15 protein-coding genes are annotated in these 22,244 nt (G+C 68.0%); 5 read left to right on the top strand and 10 right to left on the bottom strand.

Features of this window, described 5'->3' with window-relative positions; translation table 11 throughout:
- Nucleotides 1–42 precede the first annotated feature (42 nt).
- Nucleotides 43–1,311 carry an MFS transporter gene (locus tag IT361_14665; GenBank protein MCC6318918.1) on the top strand — a complete coding sequence of 423 codons (1,269 nt, stop codon included), beginning with the start codon at nt 43–45 and terminating at the stop codon, nt 1,309–1,311.
- A gap of 170 nt (nt 1,312–1,481) precedes the next feature.
- On the opposite strand, the gene IT361_14660 is transcribed toward IT361_14665, so the two are convergent.
- From IT361_14660 to IT361_14640, 5 genes are read right to left on the bottom strand one after another with little or no spacing between them, the layout of a single operon-like run.
- Nucleotides 1,482–2,663 (bottom strand): CoA transferase, encoded by a 1,182-nt coding sequence (locus IT361_14660; protein MCC6318917.1) that lies wholly within the window; start codon nt 2,661–2,663, stop codon nt 1,482–1,484.
- Entirely contained in the window at nt 2,660–3,148 is a 489-nt protein-coding gene (locus IT361_14655; GenBank protein MCC6318916.1) for a MaoC family dehydratase, read from the bottom strand. Before IT361_14655 ends, IT361_14660 begins: the two co-directional genes overlap by 4 nt.
- Nucleotides 3,145–4,077 (bottom strand): CoA ester lyase, encoded by a 933-nt coding sequence (locus IT361_14650; GenBank protein ID MCC6318915.1) that lies wholly within the window; start codon nt 4,075–4,077, stop codon nt 3,145–3,147. The genes IT361_14655 and IT361_14650 overlap by 4 nt, the downstream gene beginning before the upstream one ends.
- 11 nt (nt 4,078–4,088) lie before the next feature.
- Nucleotides 4,089–5,258, bottom strand: coding sequence for an acyl-CoA/acyl-ACP dehydrogenase (locus IT361_14645; protein MCC6318914.1), 1,170 nt, complete (start codon nt 5,256–5,258; stop codon nt 4,089–4,091).
- Complete coding sequence (locus IT361_14640; GenBank protein MCC6318913.1) at nt 5,251–6,660, bottom strand: MmgE/PrpD family protein; 1,410 nt, start codon at nt 6,658–6,660, stop codon at nt 5,251–5,253. The genes IT361_14645 and IT361_14640 overlap by 8 nt, the downstream gene beginning before the upstream one ends.
- A 200-nt stretch (nt 6,661–6,860) precedes the next feature.
- Between IT361_14640 and IT361_14635 the strand changes: the two genes are divergently transcribed.
- Both IT361_14635 and IT361_14630 read left to right on the top strand, forming a co-directional pair.
- Nucleotides 6,861–9,110: a prolyl oligopeptidase family serine peptidase gene (locus IT361_14635; GenBank protein MCC6318912.1), complete on the top strand. Its 2,250-nt coding sequence runs from the start codon at nt 6,861–6,863 to the stop codon at nt 9,108–9,110.
- Nucleotides 9,111–9,164: 54 nt separating this feature from the next.
- Nucleotides 9,165–9,551: a DUF488 family protein gene (locus IT361_14630; GenBank protein MCC6318911.1), complete on the top strand. Its 387-nt coding sequence runs from the start codon at nt 9,165–9,167 to the stop codon at nt 9,549–9,551.
- Between the two features lie 279 nt (nt 9,552–9,830).
- Here the strand turns inward: IT361_14630 and IT361_14625 are convergent, their stop codons facing one another.
- From IT361_14625 to IT361_14615, 3 genes are all read right to left on the bottom strand, one after another.
- Nucleotides 9,831–12,035, bottom strand: coding sequence for a carbohydrate binding family 9 domain-containing protein (locus tag IT361_14625; GenBank protein MCC6318910.1), 2,205 nt, complete (start codon nt 12,033–12,035; stop codon nt 9,831–9,833).
- 174 nt (nt 12,036–12,209) lie between these two features.
- Nucleotides 12,210–14,837 (bottom strand): ABC transporter permease, encoded by a 2,628-nt coding sequence (locus IT361_14620; protein MCC6318909.1) that lies wholly within the window; start codon nt 14,835–14,837, stop codon nt 12,210–12,212.
- Between the two features lie 8 nt (nt 14,838–14,845).
- A complete protein-coding gene (locus tag IT361_14615; GenBank protein MCC6318908.1) occupies nt 14,846–15,175 on the bottom strand; it encodes a PadR family transcriptional regulator in 330 nt (109 codons plus the stop codon).
- A 366-nt stretch (nt 15,176–15,541) separates the two neighbouring features.
- Between IT361_14615 and IT361_14610 the strand changes: the two genes are divergently transcribed.
- Both IT361_14610 and tyrA read left to right on the top strand, forming a co-directional pair.
- On the top strand, nt 15,542–16,414 hold the full coding sequence (locus tag IT361_14610) for a hypothetical protein (protein MCC6318907.1): 873 nt from the start codon (nt 15,542–15,544) through the stop codon (nt 16,412–16,414).
- A gap of 58 nt (nt 16,415–16,472) precedes the next feature.
- Nucleotides 16,473–17,606, top strand: coding sequence for a bifunctional chorismate mutase/prephenate dehydrogenase (gene tyrA / locus IT361_14605; protein ID MCC6318906.1), 1,134 nt, complete (start codon nt 16,473–16,475; stop codon nt 17,604–17,606).
- A 92-nt stretch (nt 17,607–17,698) separates the two neighbouring features.
- On the opposite strand, the gene IT361_14600 is transcribed toward tyrA, so the two are convergent.
- Together IT361_14600 and IT361_14595 are read right to left on the bottom strand one after the other, a co-directional pair.
- Nucleotides 17,699–19,051, bottom strand: a complete 1,353-nt coding sequence (locus IT361_14600; protein ID MCC6318905.1) for a RagB/SusD family nutrient uptake outer membrane protein — start codon at nt 19,049–19,051, stop codon at nt 17,699–17,701.
- Nucleotides 19,052–19,068: 17 nt separating this feature from the next.
- Nucleotides 19,069–22,116: a TonB-dependent receptor gene (locus IT361_14595; GenBank protein MCC6318904.1), complete on the bottom strand. Its 3,048-nt coding sequence runs from the start codon at nt 22,114–22,116 to the stop codon at nt 19,069–19,071.
- Nucleotides 22,117–22,244: the final 128 nt, after the last annotated feature.

Genomic DNA, 22,244 nt, shown 5'->3' with positions numbered 1-22,244 from the left:
CGGCTGCATTCTGACACCTCGTTCCCCGATCTCTCGACGCGCATGACGACCGCCGCTGCCCCCGTGGCGTGGTACCGGACCATCACGCGCGAGCAGTGGCGCGCACTCGCGGCCGCCAAGCTCGGGTGGATGCTCGACGCCATGGACTTTCTGATCTACGTCATGGCGATCGGTGCGCTGAAGGTGCACTTCGGGTTCGACGATGCGACGGCTGGACTGCTCGGCACGGTCACGCTCATCACTTCGGCCGTTGGCGGCATCGTGTTCGGGGTCATCGCTGATCGGGTGGGCCGTACGCGGGCGTTGATGGCCACGATCCTCATCTTTTCCTTTGCATCACTCGGCGCGGCCACGTCACAGACCGTCGTGCAGCTCATGATCTGGCGTGTGCTGCTGGGCTTTGGCATGGGTGGGGAGTGGGCCTCGGGAGCCGTGCTGGTCAGCGAAACGTGGCCGGCGGAACATCGGACCAAGGCCGTGAGCATCATGCAGTCCGGGTGGGCGCTGGGGTACATCCTGGCGGCCGTGCTGGCGGCGGTGGTGCTCGATGTACTGCCGTTAGGCGACGCGGCCTGGCGCTGGCTCTTCGTCCTTGGCGTCGTGCCCGCGTTCTTCGTGCTCTGGATCCGGAGCAAGGTGCGCGAGCCCGAGGCCTGGGTACGCGGTCGCGCAGCGAGCGGGCCGCGCAGGAATCCGTTTGCGGTCCTCCTGGGCGATGAGCTGCGGCGCAAGACGCTGCTCGCGACGCTGCTCTCCGCGTTCGTGCAGTTCGCGAACTGGGGCCTGTTCTTCTGGCTCCCCGGTTTCCTGGCCACGCCGGTGGAGCGTGGGGGCGCCGGCATGTCGATCGTGCGGTCGGCGGGCTGGATCATTCCCGTGCAGATCGGGGCCTACATCGGATACAACTCCTTCGGCTTCATCGCCGATCGTTTCGGCCGACGCCGGACGTTCATCTGTTACCTCGTCACCGCGTCGATCCTGGTGCCGTTGTACGGACAGATGGCGCGCAGCCCGATGGTGCTCCTCATCCTTGGCCCCGTCCTGGGGTTCGTCGGCTACGGCTACTTCAGCATGTTCGGGTCGTTCCTGGCCGAGCTGTTTCCGACGCCCGTGCGTGCGACAGGGCAGGGGCTCACCTACAATCTCGGTCGCGGGCTCGGTGCCCTGGCGCCGTACACCATCGGCTTCCTTGCCACGCTGCCGCGCGTCGGCATCGGCTCGGCGCTGGCGCTGACCTCGGCCTTCTTCCTCGCGGGCGCACTGCTCATTCTGGCCTTCCCTGATCGCAGCCGCGAGCGGCTCGAGGGCTGAGGCGCGGCGCGCGAGTCGCGTTCTCTGGAGACGCGACCCGGGCTCGATGAAGACTCCCCAGGCCCCGTGATCCGGCAATGGTTGCGTCTCTGCTGTCCGGGACACGATCGACAGCGGCACCGTCACGCCGCGCGCGTCCGGGATGCGGCTTGGGGGATCCGGCCTGGCGATCAGCGTGGCGCGGCTGGAAGCACGACCAGTGGGGCGTGTTCGTCATTGGTGCGGTGCCCCCAGGTGGGCGCGTGTTCTCCGAGTCGCGGGATCGGGCCCATCACCGGTGGCGCATCGATGATGTTGTGCGGCGGCACCAGCGCGGGGATCGCTCCGACCGGACTCTCGACGTCGCGCCAGCGGCGGCGTGCTGCCAGCTGCGGGTGTGAGGCAACGCCTGCGACGTCGTTCACCACGGCGTTGGCGATCCCCGATCGTTCGAGCCGGGCGATGACGTCGGTGACGGAGAGCGCAGAGAGCGTGCCCTCGATGAGGGATTCCAGCGCGTCCCGGTGCGCGAGGCGCGCCGCGTTCACGCTGAAGCGTGGGTCCCGGGCGAGTGTGGGACTCGCGAGGACGCCCTCGCACAAGCGGCCGAACTCGGCATCGTTCTGCACGGCAAACAGCACCTGACCATCGGCGCATGCATACACGCCGTAGGGCACGATCATGTTGTGGCGGAGGCCGGTGCGCTGCGGTGCCGAGCCGCCGCCCAGGTGCACGTAGAGCGGTGGCATCATCCACTCGGTCATGCACTCCAGCATGGAGATGTCGATGCGCGCGCCGCGACCCGTGCGTTCCCTGCGGTAGAGCGCGGCGGTGGCGCTCGAGAAGGCGTAGTGCCCCGAGCCGATGTCGGCGATGCTCACCCCGGCCTTCGCTGGCGTGTCAGGACTGCCGGTGACGGATACGATGCCGGCTTCGGCCTGGATGAGCATGTCGTACGCCTTGCGCTCGCGGTACGGGCCATCGGGGCCGTATCCCGAGATGCGGACCCAGATCGCGCGAGGGTTGCGCGCTGCGACGGTATCGTAGTCGAGCCCGAGGCGCTCGATCGCGCCAGCCGCGAGGTTGTGGACGAAGACGTCGCACCCGTCGACGAGGGCGAGCATCGTGGCCCGGCCATCCGTGCCCTTGAGGTCCAGGGTCACGCTGCGCTTGCCGCGGTTGAGCCACGCGAAGTAGGCCGACAGGCCCTGCATCGCGCCGTCGTAGCGCCGGGCGACGTCGCCCCCGACGGGGTGCTCCACCTTGATGACATCGGCCCCAAGGTCGGCAAACTGACGCGTGCAGAACGGACCCGCCACGGCCTGCTCGAGCGCAAGCACGCGCAGGCCCGCGAAGGGCAAGGTGTCGTTCATTCGGACGGGACGGGCGTTGGCACGACCGGCGCGTGGCCGCGTCGATACACCAGGATCGCCCGCCGGTACGTGATCACCACCGTGCCATCCTGCTTGTAGCCGGTCGTACGGACTTCGACGATGCCCATGTGCGGCCGCGACCTGGACTCCCGGGCGCTCAGGACTTCGGTCTGTGCGTAGAGCGTGTCGCCCTCGAACACCGGATTGGGCAACGCAATGTCGGTCCACCCGAGGTTCACGGCGTGTCGCGAGATGTCACTCACCGAGAGCCCGACGACGAGAGCCAGGGTGAGCGTCGAGTTCACCAGGGGTTGGCCGAACTCCGTCTGCGCCGCATAGTGCCGGTCGAAGTGGATCGGGTTGCCGTTGTTGGTGAGGAGCGTGAACCAGGTGTTGTCCGTGTCGGTGATCGTGCGTCCCACGGCGTGGCGGATCACCATGCCCACTTCGAAGTCCTCGTAGCTGCGTCCCGCGGTTGGTGTCATCGATCCTCTCCTGAGCGGCGCGTGGCCGCGTCGTGCGCGCGGAGCGTGGCGCGTGCCATGCGCACGTTGGCGGCGTCGAGCATCACGCCGTTGTCCCCGATCGCTCCGTGCCCAGCCGCCGTCGCTCGCTCATGCGCGTCGATCACGGCGCGGGCATGGGCGACCTCGGTGTCGCCCGGCGAGAACGCGGCGTTCACGGTGCCCAGTTGCGCCGGGTGGATGCATTGCTTGCCGTCGAAGCCCATCGCCCGCGCGATGGCGGCGGACCTGGCGAGCCCCTCGGTGTCCCGGTAGTTGGCGAAGGGCCCGTCCATGCAGCGGAGCCCGAATGCGCGCGCCGCCGCCACGATGCCGTGCATCGCGGCGTGCCAGCGATGTCCGGGATACGCCGCATCATGATCGTCCGGTTCACCGATGCTCGCCAGCGGCATGCGCATCGACGCGGCGTAGTCCCCGGAGCCAAAGATGAGCGACTCGAGCCGTGAGGAACTCGTCGCGATCTCGCGCAGCGCCACGAACCCGGCCGCGGTCTCCACCTGCGCCTCGATGCCGATGCGGTGCGGCAACTGACAGCGCGCCTCGATCTGCGTGAGCAGCGTCTCGACGAACTGCACATCGCGCGCCCCGCTGGTCTTGGGCAGCATGACGAGATCGAGGTGCGCGCCAGCGCCTTCGATCACGTCCACGAGGTCGCGGTATGCAAACGGCGTGTCGAGAGCGTTGACGCGTACGATGCGCGTGCGCCCGGCGAACGAGAGCGTGCGCAGCGCCTCGACCACCATGCTACGGCTCGCCTCCTTCTGGCCGACGGCCACCGCATCCTCGAGGTCGAGGCACACGGCGTCCGCGTCACTGCGCGCCGCCTTGGCCATCATGTCGGCCCGCGAGCCGGGAACAAACAGCATGCTGCGAGACAGTCGATCGGGCATCGTGGGCGTGGTCAGAAAGAGCGCGGCATCTCGAGGACGTGTTCGCCAAGGTAGGACAGGATCAGGTTCGTCGAAACCGGGGCCACCTGGTACAGGCGCGTCTCCCGGAACTTGCGCTCCACGTCGTACTCGGCGGCAAACCCGAACCCGCCATGCGTCTGCAGACACACGTTGGCCGCCTGCCACGAGGCGTCGGCGGCGAGCAGCTTGGCCATGTTGGCCTCCGCACCACACGTCGCGCCGGCATCAAACAGCCGTGCACCCTCCCACCGCATCAGGTCCGCGGCGCGCACCTGGGCGTAAGCCTGCGCGATCGGAAACTGGATGCCCTGGTTGCGCCCGATCGGGCGGTCAAAGACGACGCGCTCGTTGGCGTACGTGCGTGCACGATCGATGAACCAATACCCGTCTCCGATGCACTCGGCCGCGATGAGGATGCGCTCGGCATTCATGCCGTCGAGGATGTAGCGAAACCCGTCACCTTCGGTGCCGATCAGGTTCTCCGCCGGCACTTCGACGTTCTCGAAGAACAGTTCACTGGTCTCATGGTTCACCATGTTGTCGATCGGTCGCACGCGCAGGCCACCGCCAAGCGCTTCGCGGATGTCGACGAGAAAGACCGACAGCCCGTGGGTTCGCTTGTGTGCAGCCTCACGTGGAGTGGTCCGCGCAAGCAGCAGCATGAGATCCGAATGCAGGACGCGCGAGATCCACACCTTCTGCCCGTTCACGACATAGCGGTCCCCGCGCCGCACGGCGGTGGTGCGCAGCTGCGTGGTGTCGGTGCCCGTGGTGGGCTCGGTGACCGCGAACGACTGCAGACGCAGCGCGCCGGACGCGATCGCCGGCAGGTATCGCTCCTTCTGCGCCGCGGATCCGTGGCGCAGCAGCGTCCCCATCGTGTACATCTGCGCGTGGCAGGCGCCGCTATTGGCTCCCGAACGGTTCACCTCTTCCAGGATCACCGACGCCTCGGCGAGCGAAAGGCCGCCACCACCGTACGCCTCGGGGATGAGGGCGGCGAGCCAGCCCCCCCTGGTCAGAGCGTCGACGAACGCGGCCGGGTATCCGGATTCACGTTCGACCTGCTGCCAATACCTGGAGTCGAAGGGTGCGCACGCCGCGCGGACCCCTTCGCGCAGTTCGGTGTGTTCGGCGGTCTTCGGGTTGATGTCAGGCATGCACAGGTACGTGTTCGGGAACGAGCTCGGCGAAGGCGTCGGCCATGTCGCCCTGTTCCGGCAACGCATCGACGGTCGCGACGGCCCGTGCCGCGACGTCGGAGCCCCAGCGTGGTGTGACGAGTTCGCGGAGCTTGGCCACCAGCGCATCGGTCGACACCGGGTTCTCCGGATTGCCCAGCGGGTAGTCGGCCTCCCGTACCACGCGCTCTCCGCCGGTCAGCAGGACCGTGAGCCGGGTGCCCCATGCGGCGGGATATCGCGCGGTGAGCTCGTCGGTCGCGCGCACGCGGATGCGCGGCAGCAGCGTGGCGATGCTGGCCTGCCTGACGCCGCGCCCGTCGAAGCGATCGTCGCTGAACTGGACGAGCCCCACGCGACCTTCCAGCAGCGCCGCGGCGACACAGTAGGCAAGGCTGAACTTGGCCTGGTAGGCCGAGGTGGGTCGGTCATTCCCGACGATCGCCAGTCCCGGCGCGTAGGTCTCCACCTCCACCGAGGCCACCGCCCGCAGCACGTCGTGCTCCTCCCGCCAGCCGTACGCCCGTCGCACCTCCTGGGCCACGTCGATGGCCGAGTGGGTATGCCCACAGCAGGAGTGCATCTTGTAGCAGTTCTCGGCGATGGTCCAGCGCTCGCCTAACGCGTCGGTGACGCGCGAGGCATCGTGCGAGGCCGTCGTTGCGCGCATGAAGCCACGGGGCCCTTCGAGGATGCGGCTTGCACCGGTAAACCCCGCCCGCGCGAGATCGGCGGCCAGGATCCCGTTCATGCCGGCCTTTCCGGGGTGCAGCGCCTTGCTCATGGCGCCGTCGACATTGAACTCCCAGAGCCCAGCCGCCTGCGTGCCGGCACTGCCCAGCGCATGCAGCATCTGGTTGGCGTCGAGCCGCAGCAGCGAGCCGGCCGCGACTGCGGCGCCGAAGGTGGCCACCGTACCCGTAGGGTGCCAGAAGGTGTAATGACTCGGATTCACCGCCTCGCCGATCCGGAACGCGACCTCGTAGCCAAGGGTCACCGCGAGGAGGAACGCCTCGCCCGATGCGTGCTCGCGCTCGGCGACGGCCAGCGCCGCCGGAATGACCGGTGCCGCCGCGTGCAGCGTGGATCCCTTGTGCACGTCGTCGAGCTCGAGGATGTGCGTGGCGACGCCGTTGGCGAACGCGGCGCCCGCCGCCGCGGCGCGGCGGCCGGCAAAGACGGTCGAATCGTTGCTCGAACCCAGGCGGCCGACGACCTCGCGCGCCAGACGCGCCGGTTCCTCCAGGGAACCGGCCAACGCCGAACCGACCCAGTCCAGCACGGCTCGGCTCGCGTGCGCCTTGACCGCGTCCGGAACGTCCGCACTGCGCGTCGTCGATACGAACGCCGCGAGCTGGTGGCTGATCGCTGGTTGATCCATGACCTCATTCCCGGGGCTAAGCAACGTTGGCGGGCCAAAGCTAGGGCGCCCAGGGCAGCAGTTGAAGGAGCCACGCCGGAGGCGAGGCAGGGGATCAGTCGTGGCGTGTACGCACCGCCGCCGCCGATGACCTACCCCCAGTCTGTCACCGTTCACAACTTGAGGAGTCGCGCGACCGTCCCACCCTCGCCGGAGTCGTCATGCACCGCTCCCTCGCCCTCGTCGGCCTCGTCGTTGTCCCGGCCTTGCTGCCTGCGCAGCAGCGGCCCACGGTGGAGCAGTTCATGTCGCCGTCTTCGCCCCTCGAGCTGGTGAGCGCTCGTCGCGCGGACCGGGTGGCGTGGACCACCTACGAACGCGGGATGCGGAACGTCTACACGGCGGCAGCGCCCACGTGGAGGCCGACCCGATTGACGCGTTTCCTGGAAGACGATGGGATCGACGTGAGCGACGTGAGCATCTCGGACGACGGCGGCGTCGTGGTGTTCGTGCGCGGCTCGGCGCCCAACCGCAACGGCTGGATCGCGAATCCGTCGCACGACCCCGATGGCGGTTCACGGGCCATCTGGGCCGCGCGAACGAGCGGTGGCGGCGCGTTCAGTGTCGTCGACGGTGCTGCTCCGGAGCTGTCACCCGACGGTCGCATGGTCGCCTACGTGAAGGATGGCCAGGTCTTTGCCGCACGAATTGGCACCGCCACGAGGGACAGTGTCGACCGGGGGCTCAAACCGCTGATCAAGGCATGGGGGACGCAACGTTCACCGCGCTGGTCGCCCGACGGCTCACATCTGGCCTTCGTAAGCGTGCGGCAGAACCACTCGTTCATCGGCGTGCTCGACCTGAAGAAGCGCACCGTCACCTTCATGGCGCCGGGCGTGGATTTCGATGATGCCCCGGTGTGGTCGCCCGATGGGCGCGAGATCGCGTTCACGCGCCGGCCGGGTACACCCTTCGGTGCGCAGGGCCAGCAGAACGTCGGGAGCATCGGCAATCCCAGCGGTCCGGCGTCGGGCGCTCCGGGAACGTCGAGAGGGCCGTGCGCGAACACGCCACCGGGTGGTCCCGGAGGTTTTGGCCAGCAGGCCGCGCCGGCCGTCAGGCCGAGTACCGAGCCGCCGGGGCTCTGCCGCGCGACCTTTACCGGAGGCCATACGCTGGCGGTCATGATCGCCAGCGTCGCCGACGGAACCGCGCGCGAACTCTGGCACAACGCGAAGAGCGACTCCGTCTTCGTGTCCATCGCGAGCCTGCAATGGGCCGACGGGCACCTGATCTTTCCCATGTCGGCCCCGCGCGACGAGTGGGATCGCTACTACGCGCTCAGCGTGTCCTCCCCGGGGGCGCCCGTGATGCTCACGACGACCGACGGCATGATCGAGGATGCCACCAGCGCGACCCTCTCGAAGGACGGACGCACGCTGTACTACTCGACGAATGCGGGTGACATCGAGCGCCGCCATATCTGGGCCGTCCCGGTAGCAGGCGGCACACCGCGTCAGGTGACCACGGGATCGGACATCGAGACGCACCCGCAGCCCCTCGCATCCGGACGGCAACTCGCGCTGTTGTTCTTTGGCGTACGCACGCCGGCGTCGGTCGCGCTCGTCGCCGCCGCGGGCGGAGCGGCGAAACCATTCTACCCAACGCTCGGCAGCGACTTTCCGACGGCGGCACACGTGACGCCACAAGTGGTGATCGTGAAGTCGTCCGACGGGATGGAGATCCACAACCAGCTCTTTCTCCCCGCCGACCTCAGGCCCGGCGAGCGGCGGCCCGCGATGGTATTCGTGCACGGCGGTCCGGTGCGGCAGATGCTGCCCGGCTATCACTACATGCAGTTCTATCACTGGGCGTACGGGTACAACCAGTACCTCGCGTCGCAGGGCTACATCGTACTGTCGGTCAACTACCGCAGCGGCGTCGGGTACGGCAAGTCGTTCCGCAACGCGCCGGGCACCGGTGGTCGAGGGAACGCCGAGTACCAGGATGTCCTCGCGGCCGGGAAGTGGCTGCAGGCCAGGAGCGACGTCGATCCGGCGCGCATCGGCATCTGGGGGCTCTCCTACGGCGGCGTGCTCACCGCGCAGGCCCTCGCGCGCAACTCGGATCTTTTCGTGGCCGGAGCGGACCTCGCCGGCGTCCACCTCTGGGGCAGTTCCCTCGACACCAACGCCGTGTCCTATCGATCATCCGCGATTGCGGCGATCGACGGATGGAAGTCTCCGGTGTTTCTCGTGCATGGCGATGACGACCGCAACGTCGACTTCGCGCAAACGGTGGGACTCGTGCAGCTCCTCCGCGCGCGCAACGTCCACCACGAACTCATGGTCATCCCCGATGATCTGCACGAGTCCATGTTCCACGGGATCTGGATGGACACGTGGAACCGCATGACCGCTTTCTTCAAGCGGTTCGTCCAGGAGAAGGCGCTCACCACGAACTCACCGTGAGTCGCCGGTCAGCACGAAGGCGCGCACCACGTACGACTCACCTTTCATGAGACCATGTCACTCCGCATCGTGCAGTTGGGCACCAGCCGTCACGCCCGGGAAGGCGTGCGCATCGGCACCGTACGCCGCCCGCCCCGCGGTGTACCGAAGGCGCGTTTTGCGGCCGACAACTGGTACGACACCTGGCTGCCGGAACTCTCGCCAAGCGCTGAGCTGGTGAAGCTCGCACTGCACGCGAGCAACGAGCGGGAATGGGCCAGGTTCGTGACGCATTTTCGCGCCGAGATGAAGGCGGCGCCGGCCGCACACGCGCTCGACCTGCTCGCCGCACTCTCGCACACCACCAATCTGTCGATCGGCTGCTACTGCGAAGACGAGAGTCGCTGCCACCGCTCGGTGCTGCGGGCCTTGCTCACGGAACGCGGCGCAGATATCGCCTGACGAGCGCGCCGCGCCTGACGAGTGCGTCCCCCCTGCGAGCGCGCCACGCCCGAAGAGCGCGCGACGCCTGACGAGCGCGCCACGCCTGACGTGCGCCACACCTGACGAGCGCGCGACGCCTGACGAGAGCGCCACGCCTGACGTGCGCCACACCTGACGAGCGCGCCACGCCTGACGCGCGCCACACCTGACGAGCGCGCGACGCCTGACGCGCGCGCCACACCCGACGAGCGTGACACGCCCGATGCGCACGCGACCCGCCAGCGGCCCCGCGCGTCCCTAGCGGCGAAACAGGTATGCGAGCTTGAGGAAGAACCCGTCCGCGGTGCGACGGAGGTCCGTGTCGCTCACCGCGCCCGGCGACGTCCAGGTGTCGCCGTACCCGAAGAACGCGGTCGTACCCGGCGATGGCTCGTACTGGACGAGCCAGTCGGTGCGCAGCGAACGGACATCCCGGGGCGAGCGCGCGAGACCGGTGGACGTGAGCAACGGCAGCCCCGACGCCGGATCACGCGGCGCATCCACGCGATCAGACCTGAACTGGCTGACGACGCGAAAGAACAGGGCCCGCGTGGGCTGATACTCGGCCTTGAGACGCGGGATGAGCACCCGGGCGTATTCGCGCCCGGTTCCCTCGCGCGTAATGCGTGAGTGCGTGAGCGTGCCCTCCAGCCGCGTTTCCGGAGTCGGTCGCACGGTGAGCGATCCGCTCCAGCGCAGCGATCGGCCGGGGGCACCCTCGGCGTAGATCGGCACCTCGCCCTGCGATGCATCCACCGACGCGTTGAAGCGGGCGAACACGGGCGTCGTCACCCCAAACGACGTGGTCCACATGCCGGACAGGCGACCGCTCGGCGCCCACGGGATCAGCACACCGCCAGCGTCGCGGTGGAACAGGCCGCTCGCGACCGACGGATCGATCGCAATGAAGTTCCGCCGCACCGACGGCATCAGGCTCCAGCCGCCGCGCAGCGTGATGAAACTCATCACCTCATCCGTTCCCTCGATCTGGTCCCGGCGTGCCAACGAGCCGTAGCGCCAGATGCGCGTGGGGCCGCCAAAGAGCGTCAGGTTCTGGATGCGGGCGCTCGGTCCCCCGAGAAAGGCAATGCGGTTGTAGGCGTGCGCGGTCTGGAAGCCGACCCGTGGCACAAAGCCCGCCGCCGAGGCAAAGCGGTCGCCGATCGCGTTCACGCTGTAGTTGAAGCCCCACGTGCGCCCGGTCCGATCGATGTCGGCCGACCAGACTGGCGCCGAGGTCGTCTCCTCGCCGGTGGTGGTGAGCGACTGACCGAACTGTGACTGGAACGTGTACTTCTCGCGAAAGACCACGCGCGTGTCCGCGGCGACGACCGAATTCGCTTCTCCGCGACCGCGGCGGTCCGTCACGGTCAGGCCGGCCACCGAGTTGTGGCCGTAGTCCGTGCGCACACGCGCGACGTTCACGGCGTCGCGGGCGTCGCCCGCCTCGTCGATCGCCGAGAGATAGGCCAGACTCAGTCGGCCTACCTTTCCACTGACCTTGGCGCCGGCTATCGGGTTGGCGATGGTGCGTGAATACACCAACTGGTTCGGCGTCGCGAACAGCTCGATCCCCTCGAGAAAGAACGGGCGGCGTTCGGGCAGGAAGAGCGCGAAGCGCTCATTGACCGTCACGAGCCCCGCGTCCGCCTCCACCTGGGAGAAGTCGGGGTTGATGGTTGCGTCGATGGCGATCGCCGGAAAGCCGAGTCGCAGGTTGACGCCAGCGTCGAACTGGCGGTCGCTGCGAGTGAACGCGCCAGTCGCCGCGTCGCGCGAGCCGGCGAATGACTGCGTGACGAACGGCTGCACGTCGGTCACCACGCCCCGTTCGACCTGGGTGATGCCCGTGAGCGTGCCTGACTGCGCGAGAAACGACGACGCGCCGCGCTGTGCGTCGGTCCACGTGTCCTCGGCGTTGCGGCCGGGAATCTGCCGCACCACCTGAATGCCCCACTGCTGTGGGTCCGCGGCAGGGAACCGCAGGCTCTTGAACGGAATGCGCATCTCGATGAGATAGCCCGACTCCGTGAGCTGGCCTTTCGTTTCGAACCGGAAGTCGGGGTTCAGGTCGACGCCCCCACCGAACATGTCGCCGGCGCTCAGCCCGCCTTCGGTGCGTACGCCGTCGAGCTGCACGCCGAGCGCATTGGCGCCAAAGAAGAAGGCGCGGCGCCGATCGTTGAACGTGTCCAGATAGACCGTGACGCGGTCGTCGTTGCCGATGTTATCGCGCTTGGATAGGGTCGCGCGCACGCCGCCGGGATCGGTCGAAGTGGCCACGATGGCGAAGTAGATCGCTTGCGGCGTGTACAGGACGCGCACTTCGGTCGGTTCTTCGGCCGGTCGCTGGTCCACCGGTTGGTATTGCGAGAACCCCGTGAGGCGAGCCGCGCGCGACCATGCTGGTTCGTCAAGGCGCGCGTCGATTGTGATCTCGTCGGTCACCCGAGGGATGGGCACAGCCGGGGCTCCCCGTCCGGGAATCCCTTGCCCCTCCTGGGCGCTCAGGCGGGACGCGGCCAGCAGGATGAAAGCAGCCAAGGTTGGAATGTGACGGCGTTGCACGGTCGGTCGGAGCGGGGAAGGGTTTCGGCGACCGGAAGATATCGACGCGCCACGCCAGGGGTTGTCTGGTTATTCGCGCTGGATCACCGCTCCGGGTGGCGTCCGCGACGCTCGCATGGCCGGCCACAGGGCCGCGATGAACGCGCACGATGCGAGCAGGACGACCGCCGCACCCAGGGCCAGCGGATCGAAGCGCTGCACGTCGTAGAGGAAGCTCGTGATCGCGCTGGTCCCGGCCGCGGCGACCACGAGTCCCGCGCCGATCCCGCCCGCGGCCATCGCGGTCGCTTCGCGGGCGAACTCGCCGACGATGCGGCCCGGCGCGGCGCCCAGCGCCATGCGTACCGCGATCTCGCGCCGCCGCTCGGCGACGGCCTGATTCATCACCCCAAACACGCCGATGCATGCCACGAGGACGGACACGGCCCCGAACACGCCGAGCAGCACGAGCATGAACGTGCGCTCCCGGACATGATGGGCCACGAGTTCGTCGAGCGTCGACAGGCGGTCGAGCGCCACGCGGGGATCGATGGCGAACATCGTCCGCGGAATGGCCGGCGCGATCAGTTGCGGGTCCCCCGACGTCCGCACCACGAACGTGATGGCCGCGATCGGCTGTTGCAGCCATGGGATGAACACGCCGGGCTCCGGGGGTCCGTCCAGACGCGCGTGACGCGTGTCGCCGACGACACCCACGATCCGCGTCGGCACGGCTCGGCCCATCAGTCCCACACTCACCACGCGGCCGATGGGATCGCGGTCGGGCGAGAAGCGCTTCACGAATGCCTCGTTGACCATCACCACTCGCTCCGCGCGCGCGTCGTCTGCGACGGTCAGGGGTCGCCCGCGCCGCAGCGGCGTCCCCAGCGTCGAGAACCAGCTCGGCCACACCGCGATGCCGCGCGCCTGTGGCTCCTCACCAGGAACCACGGACGCGCCCTCCATCACGATGTCCGCATCCTCGCCGGTGATCTGCTGCGCAAGCGGCAAGGCGGAACCGAGGGCAACGCTGGTCACGCCCGGCAATGCGCCGAGGCGATCCAGCACATCGCGCACGTACTGCGTGCGCGCTTCGACGCCCGGATACTCCTCGTGAACCCACACCGAGAACGCCATCACGTGGTCCGTTCGATACCCACGGTCCTCGGACATGAGCCGGATGAAGCTGCGCACCAGGAGGCTCGTGCCGACGAGCAGGACGAGCGACAGGGCGAGTTGCAGTCCCACGGCCGTACGCCGGAGTTGCGTGCCTCGCCTCGTACCGGCGACACCACGCGAGGCGGGCACGCGATGATCCTCCGACATCGATGTACGGCGCGCCGAGACGATCGCCAGGGTCGCCGCGGCCAGGAGCGACAGCGTGATGGCGACGCCTAACGCGCGCCAGTCCAGCACGACATCGACCAGGCGTGGTAGCGCGGCGGGACCGAGAACGTGCACGGCGCGCACGCCGATGGCGGCGAGGCCCGCGCCCGCGGCACCGCCCAGGACGGCAATCAGGGATGCCTCCACAAGCAGTGGACGCACGATTGCTGCTCGTCGCGCTCCGAGCGCGAGCCGGACCGCGGTCTCGCGTTGCTGGCGATCCAGCTGCGTGAGGTGGAGCGCGCCGACATTGATCACGGTGACGAGCAACAGGGAAAAGGCGGCGCCGAGCAGGGTCCACAGGAGGGGGCGCCGCGATCCGACGAGGATATCGGTGAGTCCAATCACCGCGGCCCCGACGCCGCGGTTCGAGCGCGGGTATTCTCCCTCGAGCGCGCGGGCGATCGTCGCCAGCTCCGCGCGCGCCTCGGCGACCGTCGCGCCGCGCGCGAGGCGACCGAAGACTCGCAGATACGGCGCAAATCGATCGGTGCGCTGCTCAGGGGTAACCACCCACGGCATCCAGAGGTTGGTGTGCTCCGGCAACTCGAAACTCGCGGGCATCACGCCGATGACGGTGCGCGGCTGGTCATCGAGCAGGAGTCGGCGACCAAGGATCTGCGGGTCGCCGCCGAGGCGACGCTGCCAGAATCCGTAGTCGAGGAGCACCACCGGTTCGGCGCCGGGTACAAAGTCGCCAGGCTCGAAAGAGCGTCCGCGCAGGGGTCGCGCTCCGAGGAGGGCAAAGAGGCCATCCGAGACCTGCCAGGCGTCCACGTGCTCCGTCGATCCCTCGTGCCGGAGGCTTACGCCCGAGGGGTTCGCTGCCCCAACGCTCGACAGCGTGCGTGCGCGCGCTTGCCAATCGAGGAAAGTGCCCGGCGCCACGTCATCGCGCTCGACCCCTGCCGAAGGCCGCGTTTGCCAGAGCGTGACAATGTCCTGTGGCGTTGCGAGCGGCAGCGGCTTGAGCAGGATGCCGTCGACCACGGTGAAGACCGTGGTGCATGCGGCAATGCCCAGTCCGATGGTCGTGACCACGAGGGCGGTGTATGCGGGTCTGCGTGCGAGCCGCCTCGCCGCAAATCGAAGGTCGCGCCGCAGATCGTCGATCGCGGTAATGCGTCGTGCATCGCGCACACTGTCGCGCGTGGCCTCGACGCCGCCGAAGTCCGCAAGGGCCAGCCGACGGGCTTCACCAGGTGAAGCGCCGCGGCGCAGGCGCCAGGCCACGTCGCGCTCCAGATGGTCGTGAATCTCGTCGTCGATCTCATGTCCGACGTCCCGGCGGCGGACGACGGCGCGGAGCGCCGCGAAAAGTCGGGTGAACATGGCGCGCCTCAGGAGGTGGCAATGACGCCGGCGACCCCGGCGGTGAACCGTGTCCACCACTCAACCTCTTCGCCGAGCGCTTTTCGCCCCGCCGCGGTGAGATCGTAGAAGCGCGCCCGTCGGTTGGCTTCGCTGGTCAGCCACCGGGAGCGCACGAGACGTCGCTCCTCGAGCCGGTGCAGGGCCGGGTATAATGCGCCGGTGGTCACGAGCACGGCGTCCCCGGAGCGCTCCCGTATCCGCTGCGCGATGCCCCATCCGTGCATGCTGCCCGCCCGGAGAGAGGACAGGACGAGGAGGTCGAGCGTCCCCTGGACGACTTCACGGGAGTCAGGCATTGGTCATGTCGGGTGGTTACAGGTCGGATATGTAATCAGACAACACAACGGCTGAAAGCCTTTGCGTCGGCCCGGACGTCGGACATGGCGGCCAGGGTGGGTGGGGCCCGAGGAGTCCGGTGCTTGCTGTCAATGACCGGATCGACGGCATGTGGACTCTCGATCGCTCGACGTGCATCGGGAGCGCGGGCGCGAGGGGCAGGCGGTGGGTCGCTGCGCAGGCTGGAGGGCCGTCATCCACGACTGGAGGAACGCGCCCTCCCCGGCCAGTTTGCTCCCGTGCCCCGAGTCTCGACCTTCCGCATTCCATGGCTTGCCGCTCTCGTGACCGCGTGCGGTGGCCCGCCGGCCCAGGCGCCTCCGCCCATGGCCGCACGGAGGATCGTCGTCGAGACCCGCCGCGAACTCACCGAGGGGTCAGCGGCGGTGATCACGCCCGCGCAGGTCGACGTCGTATTCACGATCAACGACTCCGGCCACGACGCCATGCTCTTTGCCGTCGATACGGGCGGGCGTGACCGTGGCGCATGGCGCGTGGAGAATGCCACCAACGTCGACTGGGAGGCGGCGGCCCACGGTCCGTGCGGCCCGCGCCCCGTCGCCCTCGACTCCTCGAGGGTCGTCCCGGAGAGCTGCCTCTACATCGCCGATGTCGGCGACAACGATGAGCACCGCAACGACCTGCTGCTCTACCGTGTCCCGGAGCCCATCGCGCTCGCGCCGGGCGCTACCGGGGTTCTGGTGGCGCAACGCCTCCGCCTTCGATACGAGGACGGTCCACACGACGTCGAGGCCATGGTCGTCGGGCCGGCGGGAGACACGTACTTCTTCACCAAGCGGGCGCGTCGCGACGGTGCGAGACTGCGTCCCTCGCTGGTCTTTCATGTGCCTGCCTCGGCGTGGGAGATCGACTCGCTCATCCCTGCGCGCCTGGTCGACAGCCTGCCGATCGTTCCGGGGAGCACGGACGGGCGGCTCGTCACGGATGCCGCGCGCTCACTGGATGGCCGCTACGTGGCCGTTCGCACCTACGACGACGTCTACATCTTCAGTGCGGACTCAGCATCCGGGCGACCAGGTGTTCGCCGACCCCACACGCAATGCAGGGTCGGCGGGCTCGAACGCGGATACGGCGAAGGCATCGCCTGGTTCGGGAGATCCGGCGAACTTCTCCTGACGCACGAAGGTCGGCGTGCACCGATGTACGTCATCCGCTGCCCGCTCCCCGCCGCGCCGTGACCGGTGTCGACGCCTGATGACCGGGCACAACCAACACTCACGCCTTCCTGCCTCACGCATGACCGAACCCACCCGCTCGCTTTCCCTCCTGCGCGCGATGGTCGATGCCGCGGACCGTGACCTCCTGCAGGTGGTTGCGCGGCGCATGGCCCTCGTGCGCGAGATCGGGTCCGTCAAGCGCGCGCAGGGCCTGCGCATCCGGGACCCGAACCGGGAGCGCGAGGTCCTGGAGGACCGCGTGCGCGCCGCCGAAGAACTGGGTCTTCCGCCCGGTGAGATGGAGTCGCTGTTCCGCCTCCTGCTGCGCACCAGCCGGGACGTGCAGGCGATGTTGCGCGTGGAGGTCACGCCTGACGAAGCGCCACGCACGGTGGCGATCGTGGGAGGGAAGGGTCGCATGGGCCGAGTCTTCGCCGGCATGTTCGCCGACCTCGGGCACCGGGTCCTCATCGTCGACGTCGACACGCAACTCAACGCCACCGACGCCGCGCGCGAATCGGACGTGGTGGTCATCAGTGTGCCCATCGATCGCACGGAGTCCGTCATCCGTGAGGTCGGTCCCCACGTGCGCCCCGAAGCGCTCCTCATGGACCTGACGAGCGTGAAGCGCGGCCCGGTCGACGCGATGCTCGCCGCGACCCCTGCCAGCGTGGTAGGCACGCATCCCATGTTTGGTCCGGGCGTGCACACGCTGCAGGGTCAACGCGTCGTCCTGTGCCGCGCGCGCGGGGAGGCGTGGGCGGACTGGGTCGCGCACACGCTCAGCTCGCACGGCATGGTCGTCACCGAAGCGAGCGCCGAACAGCATGATCGCGTGATGTCGGTGGTGCAGGTGCTCACGCACTTCCAGACGCAGGTCATGGGGCTGACGCTCGCCAGGCTCGGCGTCCCGCTCGAGGAGACGATGGCGTTCCGCTCGCCCGTCTATCTGCTCGAGTTGTATACGACGGCCCGACACTTCGCCCAGGCGCCGAGCCTCTACGGCCCGATTGAAATGCGCAATCCCCGCCTGGGCGAGGTGACGTCGACGATGCAGCAGGTGTCGGCCGAACTCGCCGACGTACTCCGGCGCGGTGATCAGGCCAGCTTCACGGCACTGTTTGAGGAGGTCCGCGCCTTCTTTGGCGACTTCACCTCTGAAGCGCTGGAGCAGTCCAGCTATCTGGTGGACCGGATCGTCGAGCGGGCGTAAGGGGTGCGCGTGGAGCGCGACACGCCGAACAAACAACGGGGGACGCCGCTCGCGCGATCGTCCCCCGTCATGATCAGCTGCTTGCCTGTGGCCTAGTAGCCGGGGTTCTGCGTCATCCGTGGTGCGACGTCGATCTCGTTCGTCGGCACCGGGAACAAGGTGCGGAAGCTCGGAATGTTGAGCAGCGTGATGGCGCGGCCGGTGCGGACGAGGTCCGGCCACCGATCGCCTTCAAACGCCAGTTCGCGCCGACGTTCCTGCAGGATGGCGGCGATGACCTCGGCCTGTGAGGTCACGTCGACGCCCAGCTGGTGCGGCGCAACGCCGGCGCGCTCGCGCAACTGATTGTACGTGTCGACAGCCTGCGACAGCTTCCCCTGCCTGGCCTGCGCCTCCGCGAGGCTGAGCAGCACCTCGCCAAACCGGATCACGTGCAGATCCTCGGCGCCGACCGTGGTCGGGTACTTGGCGACGTAACGACGGCGACGGCCGTCGAGCGCCAACGTCCAGGCTCCCCGTTCGTCACCCGCTTCGTACTGCTGCATCATGTTCGTGGTTGGCGCCAGCTCCCACCGCCCGCCGTACGACTTGGACTGGTAGTAGAAGCCGAGGAGGTTGTACTCCGTTGCCGTGAACGAGGCGCGCAGAATGTCCTCGTTGGTATCGTTGCCTTCGGGGTCGAAGAGATCCTCGAAGTGCTCGGCCAGTTCATAGCCTTCATCCACGACGGCCTCCGCCGCCGCCTCGGCGGCCGCCCAATTGGCGCGATACAACTGCACGCGACTTCGCAGGGCGTTTACGAAGCCCTTCGACGCCTTGCGCGTGCGGGCCTCGTCGTCCATCAGCGTGGACGCCTTGGTGAGGTCGGCCAGGATCTGCGTGTACACCTGGTCGACGGGAGCGCGCTGTGTGTCGGCGAGTTCGGCGAGGCTCGCAGCGGGCGCGGTGCGAATCGGTACCGGCCCCCAGACCTTGACCAGGTCGTGGTAGGCCAGCGCACGGATCGCATACGCCTGCCCGAGGATGTCGTTCTTCTCGGCTTCATCGAGCGCGCTCACGCCCGGAACCATGGCGATGATGGTGTTGGCGCGACCCACGGCCTGGTAGACCGCGTCCCACATCCCCTCGATCGTGCTGTTGTCAGCCGTGGTCACGTGCTTGTCGACGTCGGCGTACGTGGTGAAGGTGCCCACGTGATCCGCGTTGTCGGTGGGGAGCTCAAGGAAGAAGTTGAAGTCGCCGCCGTAGTACGACCCGCTCTGCAGCGCGTCGTACAGGCCCGCGAGCGCGGCACGCGCGCTGCCCGCATCGATGATGGCTTCCTTCTCCTCGACTTCGTTCACCGGTTCCACGGTGAGTGTCTTGTCACAGGCCGCGAGGGCGAGCACCGCCACGGCCGCCGCCAGTGATCGCCGGGCCCACGCCGGCGCAAACGGGATTCTCATTGCGGTTGTCATGGGGGTCACCACGAGCTGCTGATCCCGAACGAAATCGTGCGGGCCAGCGGGTAAGCGTAGAAGTCGGTACCGAGCGAGACGATAGCGCCCGCACCGTTGCTGTTCACATCAGGGTTGTACCCGGAGTACTTCGTCCACGTGTGCAGGTTGCGCCCCGAGACAAACAGGCGTGCGTCGGAGAACCGCGTGTTGCGGCGAACGGCGGCCGGCAGCCGATAGCCCAGCGTGATCTCCTGCAGGCGAACGTAGGACGCATCCTCGACAAACCGGCTGGAGACGTCGCGCGCACCCGACGTGCCGTCGTAGCTCAGGCGCGGCTGCTCGGCGCGGTCGCCGGGCTTCTGCCATCGCTTCTCGTAGGAGTCCTTCAGCTTGTTGTCGAAGTAGTAGCCACCGTCATCGGCAAACACCCGGATGGCGTTGAAGACTTCATTGCCCTGGCTGAACTGCAGGAACGCGCGCAGGTCAAATCCCTTGAACGCAATCCGGTTGGTGAAGCCACCGAAGTACGTCGGATGCGGGCTGCCGACGATCGTGCGATCGTCCGTCGTGATGTCGCCGTCGCCGTTGATGTCGTCGTAGATCGCATCACCGGTCTCGGGGTCCACGCCCTTGAAGCGCAGCGTGTGGAACGAACCGAGCGGATGACCGACCTGCACGCGGTTGATGCTGCGGATGCCGCTGTTGAACGGCTCGTCGCGGTAGAGCGCGATCACCTCGTTGCGGTTCCACGCGATGTTCAGGTCCGCGTCCCAGGAGAGCCCGTCCGATGCGTTGGCGCGAAGGACCTCGGTGTTCACCTGGAGCTCGAAGCCCTTGTTCTCGATGTTCCCGATGTTCGCCCAGACGCTCGTGAAGCCGGACGTCGAGGTGATCGGTCGCGTAACCAGCAGGTCGTTCGTGCGCTTGCGATAGTAGTCGCCCACGAGACCCACGCGGCCGTCGAGCATCGACAGGTCGAGGCCAAAGTCGAGTTCCTTGGTCGTCTCCCACCGCAGGTTCGGGTTGCCGAGCGCCGATGGTGAGATCCCCGGTTCGTCGGCGTAGTTCGCGCGACCGAATCGCGCGAGCGGCGCAAAGTCGTCGGGAATGCCCTGGTTGCCGGTCTCTCCGTAGCTGGCACGGACCTTCACCTCGCCGACGCGACGCAGGAACGCCAGCCAGGACTCCTCGCTGGCCACCCAGCCCAGCGATCCCGAGTAGAACACGCCGTAGCGGTTGTTCTCGCCAAAGCGCGACGAGCCGTCGGCGCGCACCGCCGCACTCGCAAAGTAGCGATCACTGCGCGACCAGTTACCGCGTGAGAAGAATCCGACGAGGTTGTTGTCGGTGCGGCTGCCGTCGTACGACGTCACCTTGCCCGCGTTCCCCACGTAGCGGAACTTCTCGCTCGCGAAACCCTCGCCCTGCAGGAAGTCGGCTTCGGTCGTGTTGTATTCGGTGCTCGCGCCACCCACCAGCGAGAGCTGTCCGAGACCAGACGACGGACGGTCGTACTGCAGGAACGTTTCAGCCACGTACTTGTTGGCCGTGGTGTTGCCCTGCTGTGCCACGCCGCGCGCGCTGGCCGCATACGTGCCGATCACCTTGGGCGAGTTCCAGCGCAGGTCGCGCAGGTTGAGCACGTCCGCCCCGATGCGTCCCGTGAGCCGCAACCCGTCCCGGATGCGCAACTGCATCTCCGTGTTCCCGAGCGCACGCATCGTGCGCGACTCGGCGGCGTCCAGGCGACCGAGCGCCAGCGGGTTCGTGTATTCGAGACCGTCGTCGGTGGAGCTGAAGCCCACGCCGGTCGGGATCGTGGCCGGCACGTTGGGCTGGTTCGCCAGCGCGTTCGTGGTCACCCCGTCGATCGTGTTGTCGTTCTCGTTGCGATCGTTGTCCTCGCGCAGGAGGCCGATCGACGTGCGGAATGACAGGCGACTGTTGGGCGCAAAGTCGAGGTTGGCACGCGTGTTCATCCGGTTGTACTTCGAACCCACCACGATGCCGCGTTGATCGAACATCGAACCGGAGAGGAAGTACGTTACCCGGTCGCTGCCGCCGCTGATGCCAAGCGATCCATCAAAGACCGGGGCCGCGCGCAGGACCTCATCCTGCCAGTCCGTGTCGACGGAATCGTCCACACCCGGGCGAAACGGAAGCTCGTCGTCCGCGTACCCGTCGTTCTTTGCCGCTTCATTGAAGTAGGCGACGTACTCCTTTGCGTTGAGCATGTTCACCTTCTTCGACACCTTCTGCGTGCCGTAGTATCCGCTGAAGGTGATCTGCGGTCGGTTCGCCTGGCCACGCTTGGTGGTGATCAGCACGACGCCGTTGGACCCGCGGGAGCCATAGATCGCGGCGGCCGAGGCGTCCTTGAGCACGTCGATCGACGCGATCTCGTCGGGACTCAGCGAACTCACGGCCGTGAGATCCTGTCCGCCGACGCCAAGCTGCGAGTAGTTGTCCCGGAGCAGCGGCACGCCGTCGATCACGTAGAGCGGCTGATTGCCCGCCGAAAGGGACGAAGCGCCGCGGATGCGCACCGACATGCCGTTGCCCGGGTTGCCGGCGTTCTGCACGACCTGCAGACCCGGCGCCTTGCCCTGCAGCGCGCCGTCGATGCTCGCCAGCGGCGTGTGCACCAGTTCCGTGCTTCGAACCGTGGCTACCGCGTTGCTCACTTCACGCCGATTGGCGGTGCCGTATCCCACGACCACCACCTGTGACAGGTTGATCGCGGCCGCACGCATCACGAAATCCGCCGTGGCATCGCCGCCACCAGCGACCGTCACCGTCCGCTGGCCGGCCGCAAACCCCAGCCTGGCGGCCCGCACCGTGTGCGTTCCGGCGTTCACACCTCGAATCACGTACTCGCCGTTCGCGCCGGTCACGGCGCCGAGCAGCGTGCCGACGAGCGTCACCTGAACGCCGTCGATCGGCCGTCGGCCCGCCGAGTCCGTCACGGTGCCGCGGATGGTGCCGGTGGAGCCTTGGGCGTCCACCCTGCCGGCGAGCAGGGCGAGCGCCGTCGACAGCGCAAACAGGCGCATGAACGCACGATTGGGCATCGCAAACCTCCGAAGGGGGTGATGCACGCCCGGTCCCTCGTGGCGACAACAAAGTCGACTGGGAGCGTCAGGCCGCGGCGCGCCGCGTCAACGTGAGGTGCGGCAGGCTCGCACGCAAGGAACGTGGG

The organism is Gemmatimonadaceae bacterium (assembly GCA_020846935.1).
Classification (GTDB): Bacteria; Gemmatimonadota; Gemmatimonadetes; order Gemmatimonadales; family Gemmatimonadaceae; genus RBC101.
This window is presented reverse-complemented; position numbering and strand designations above follow the sequence as displayed.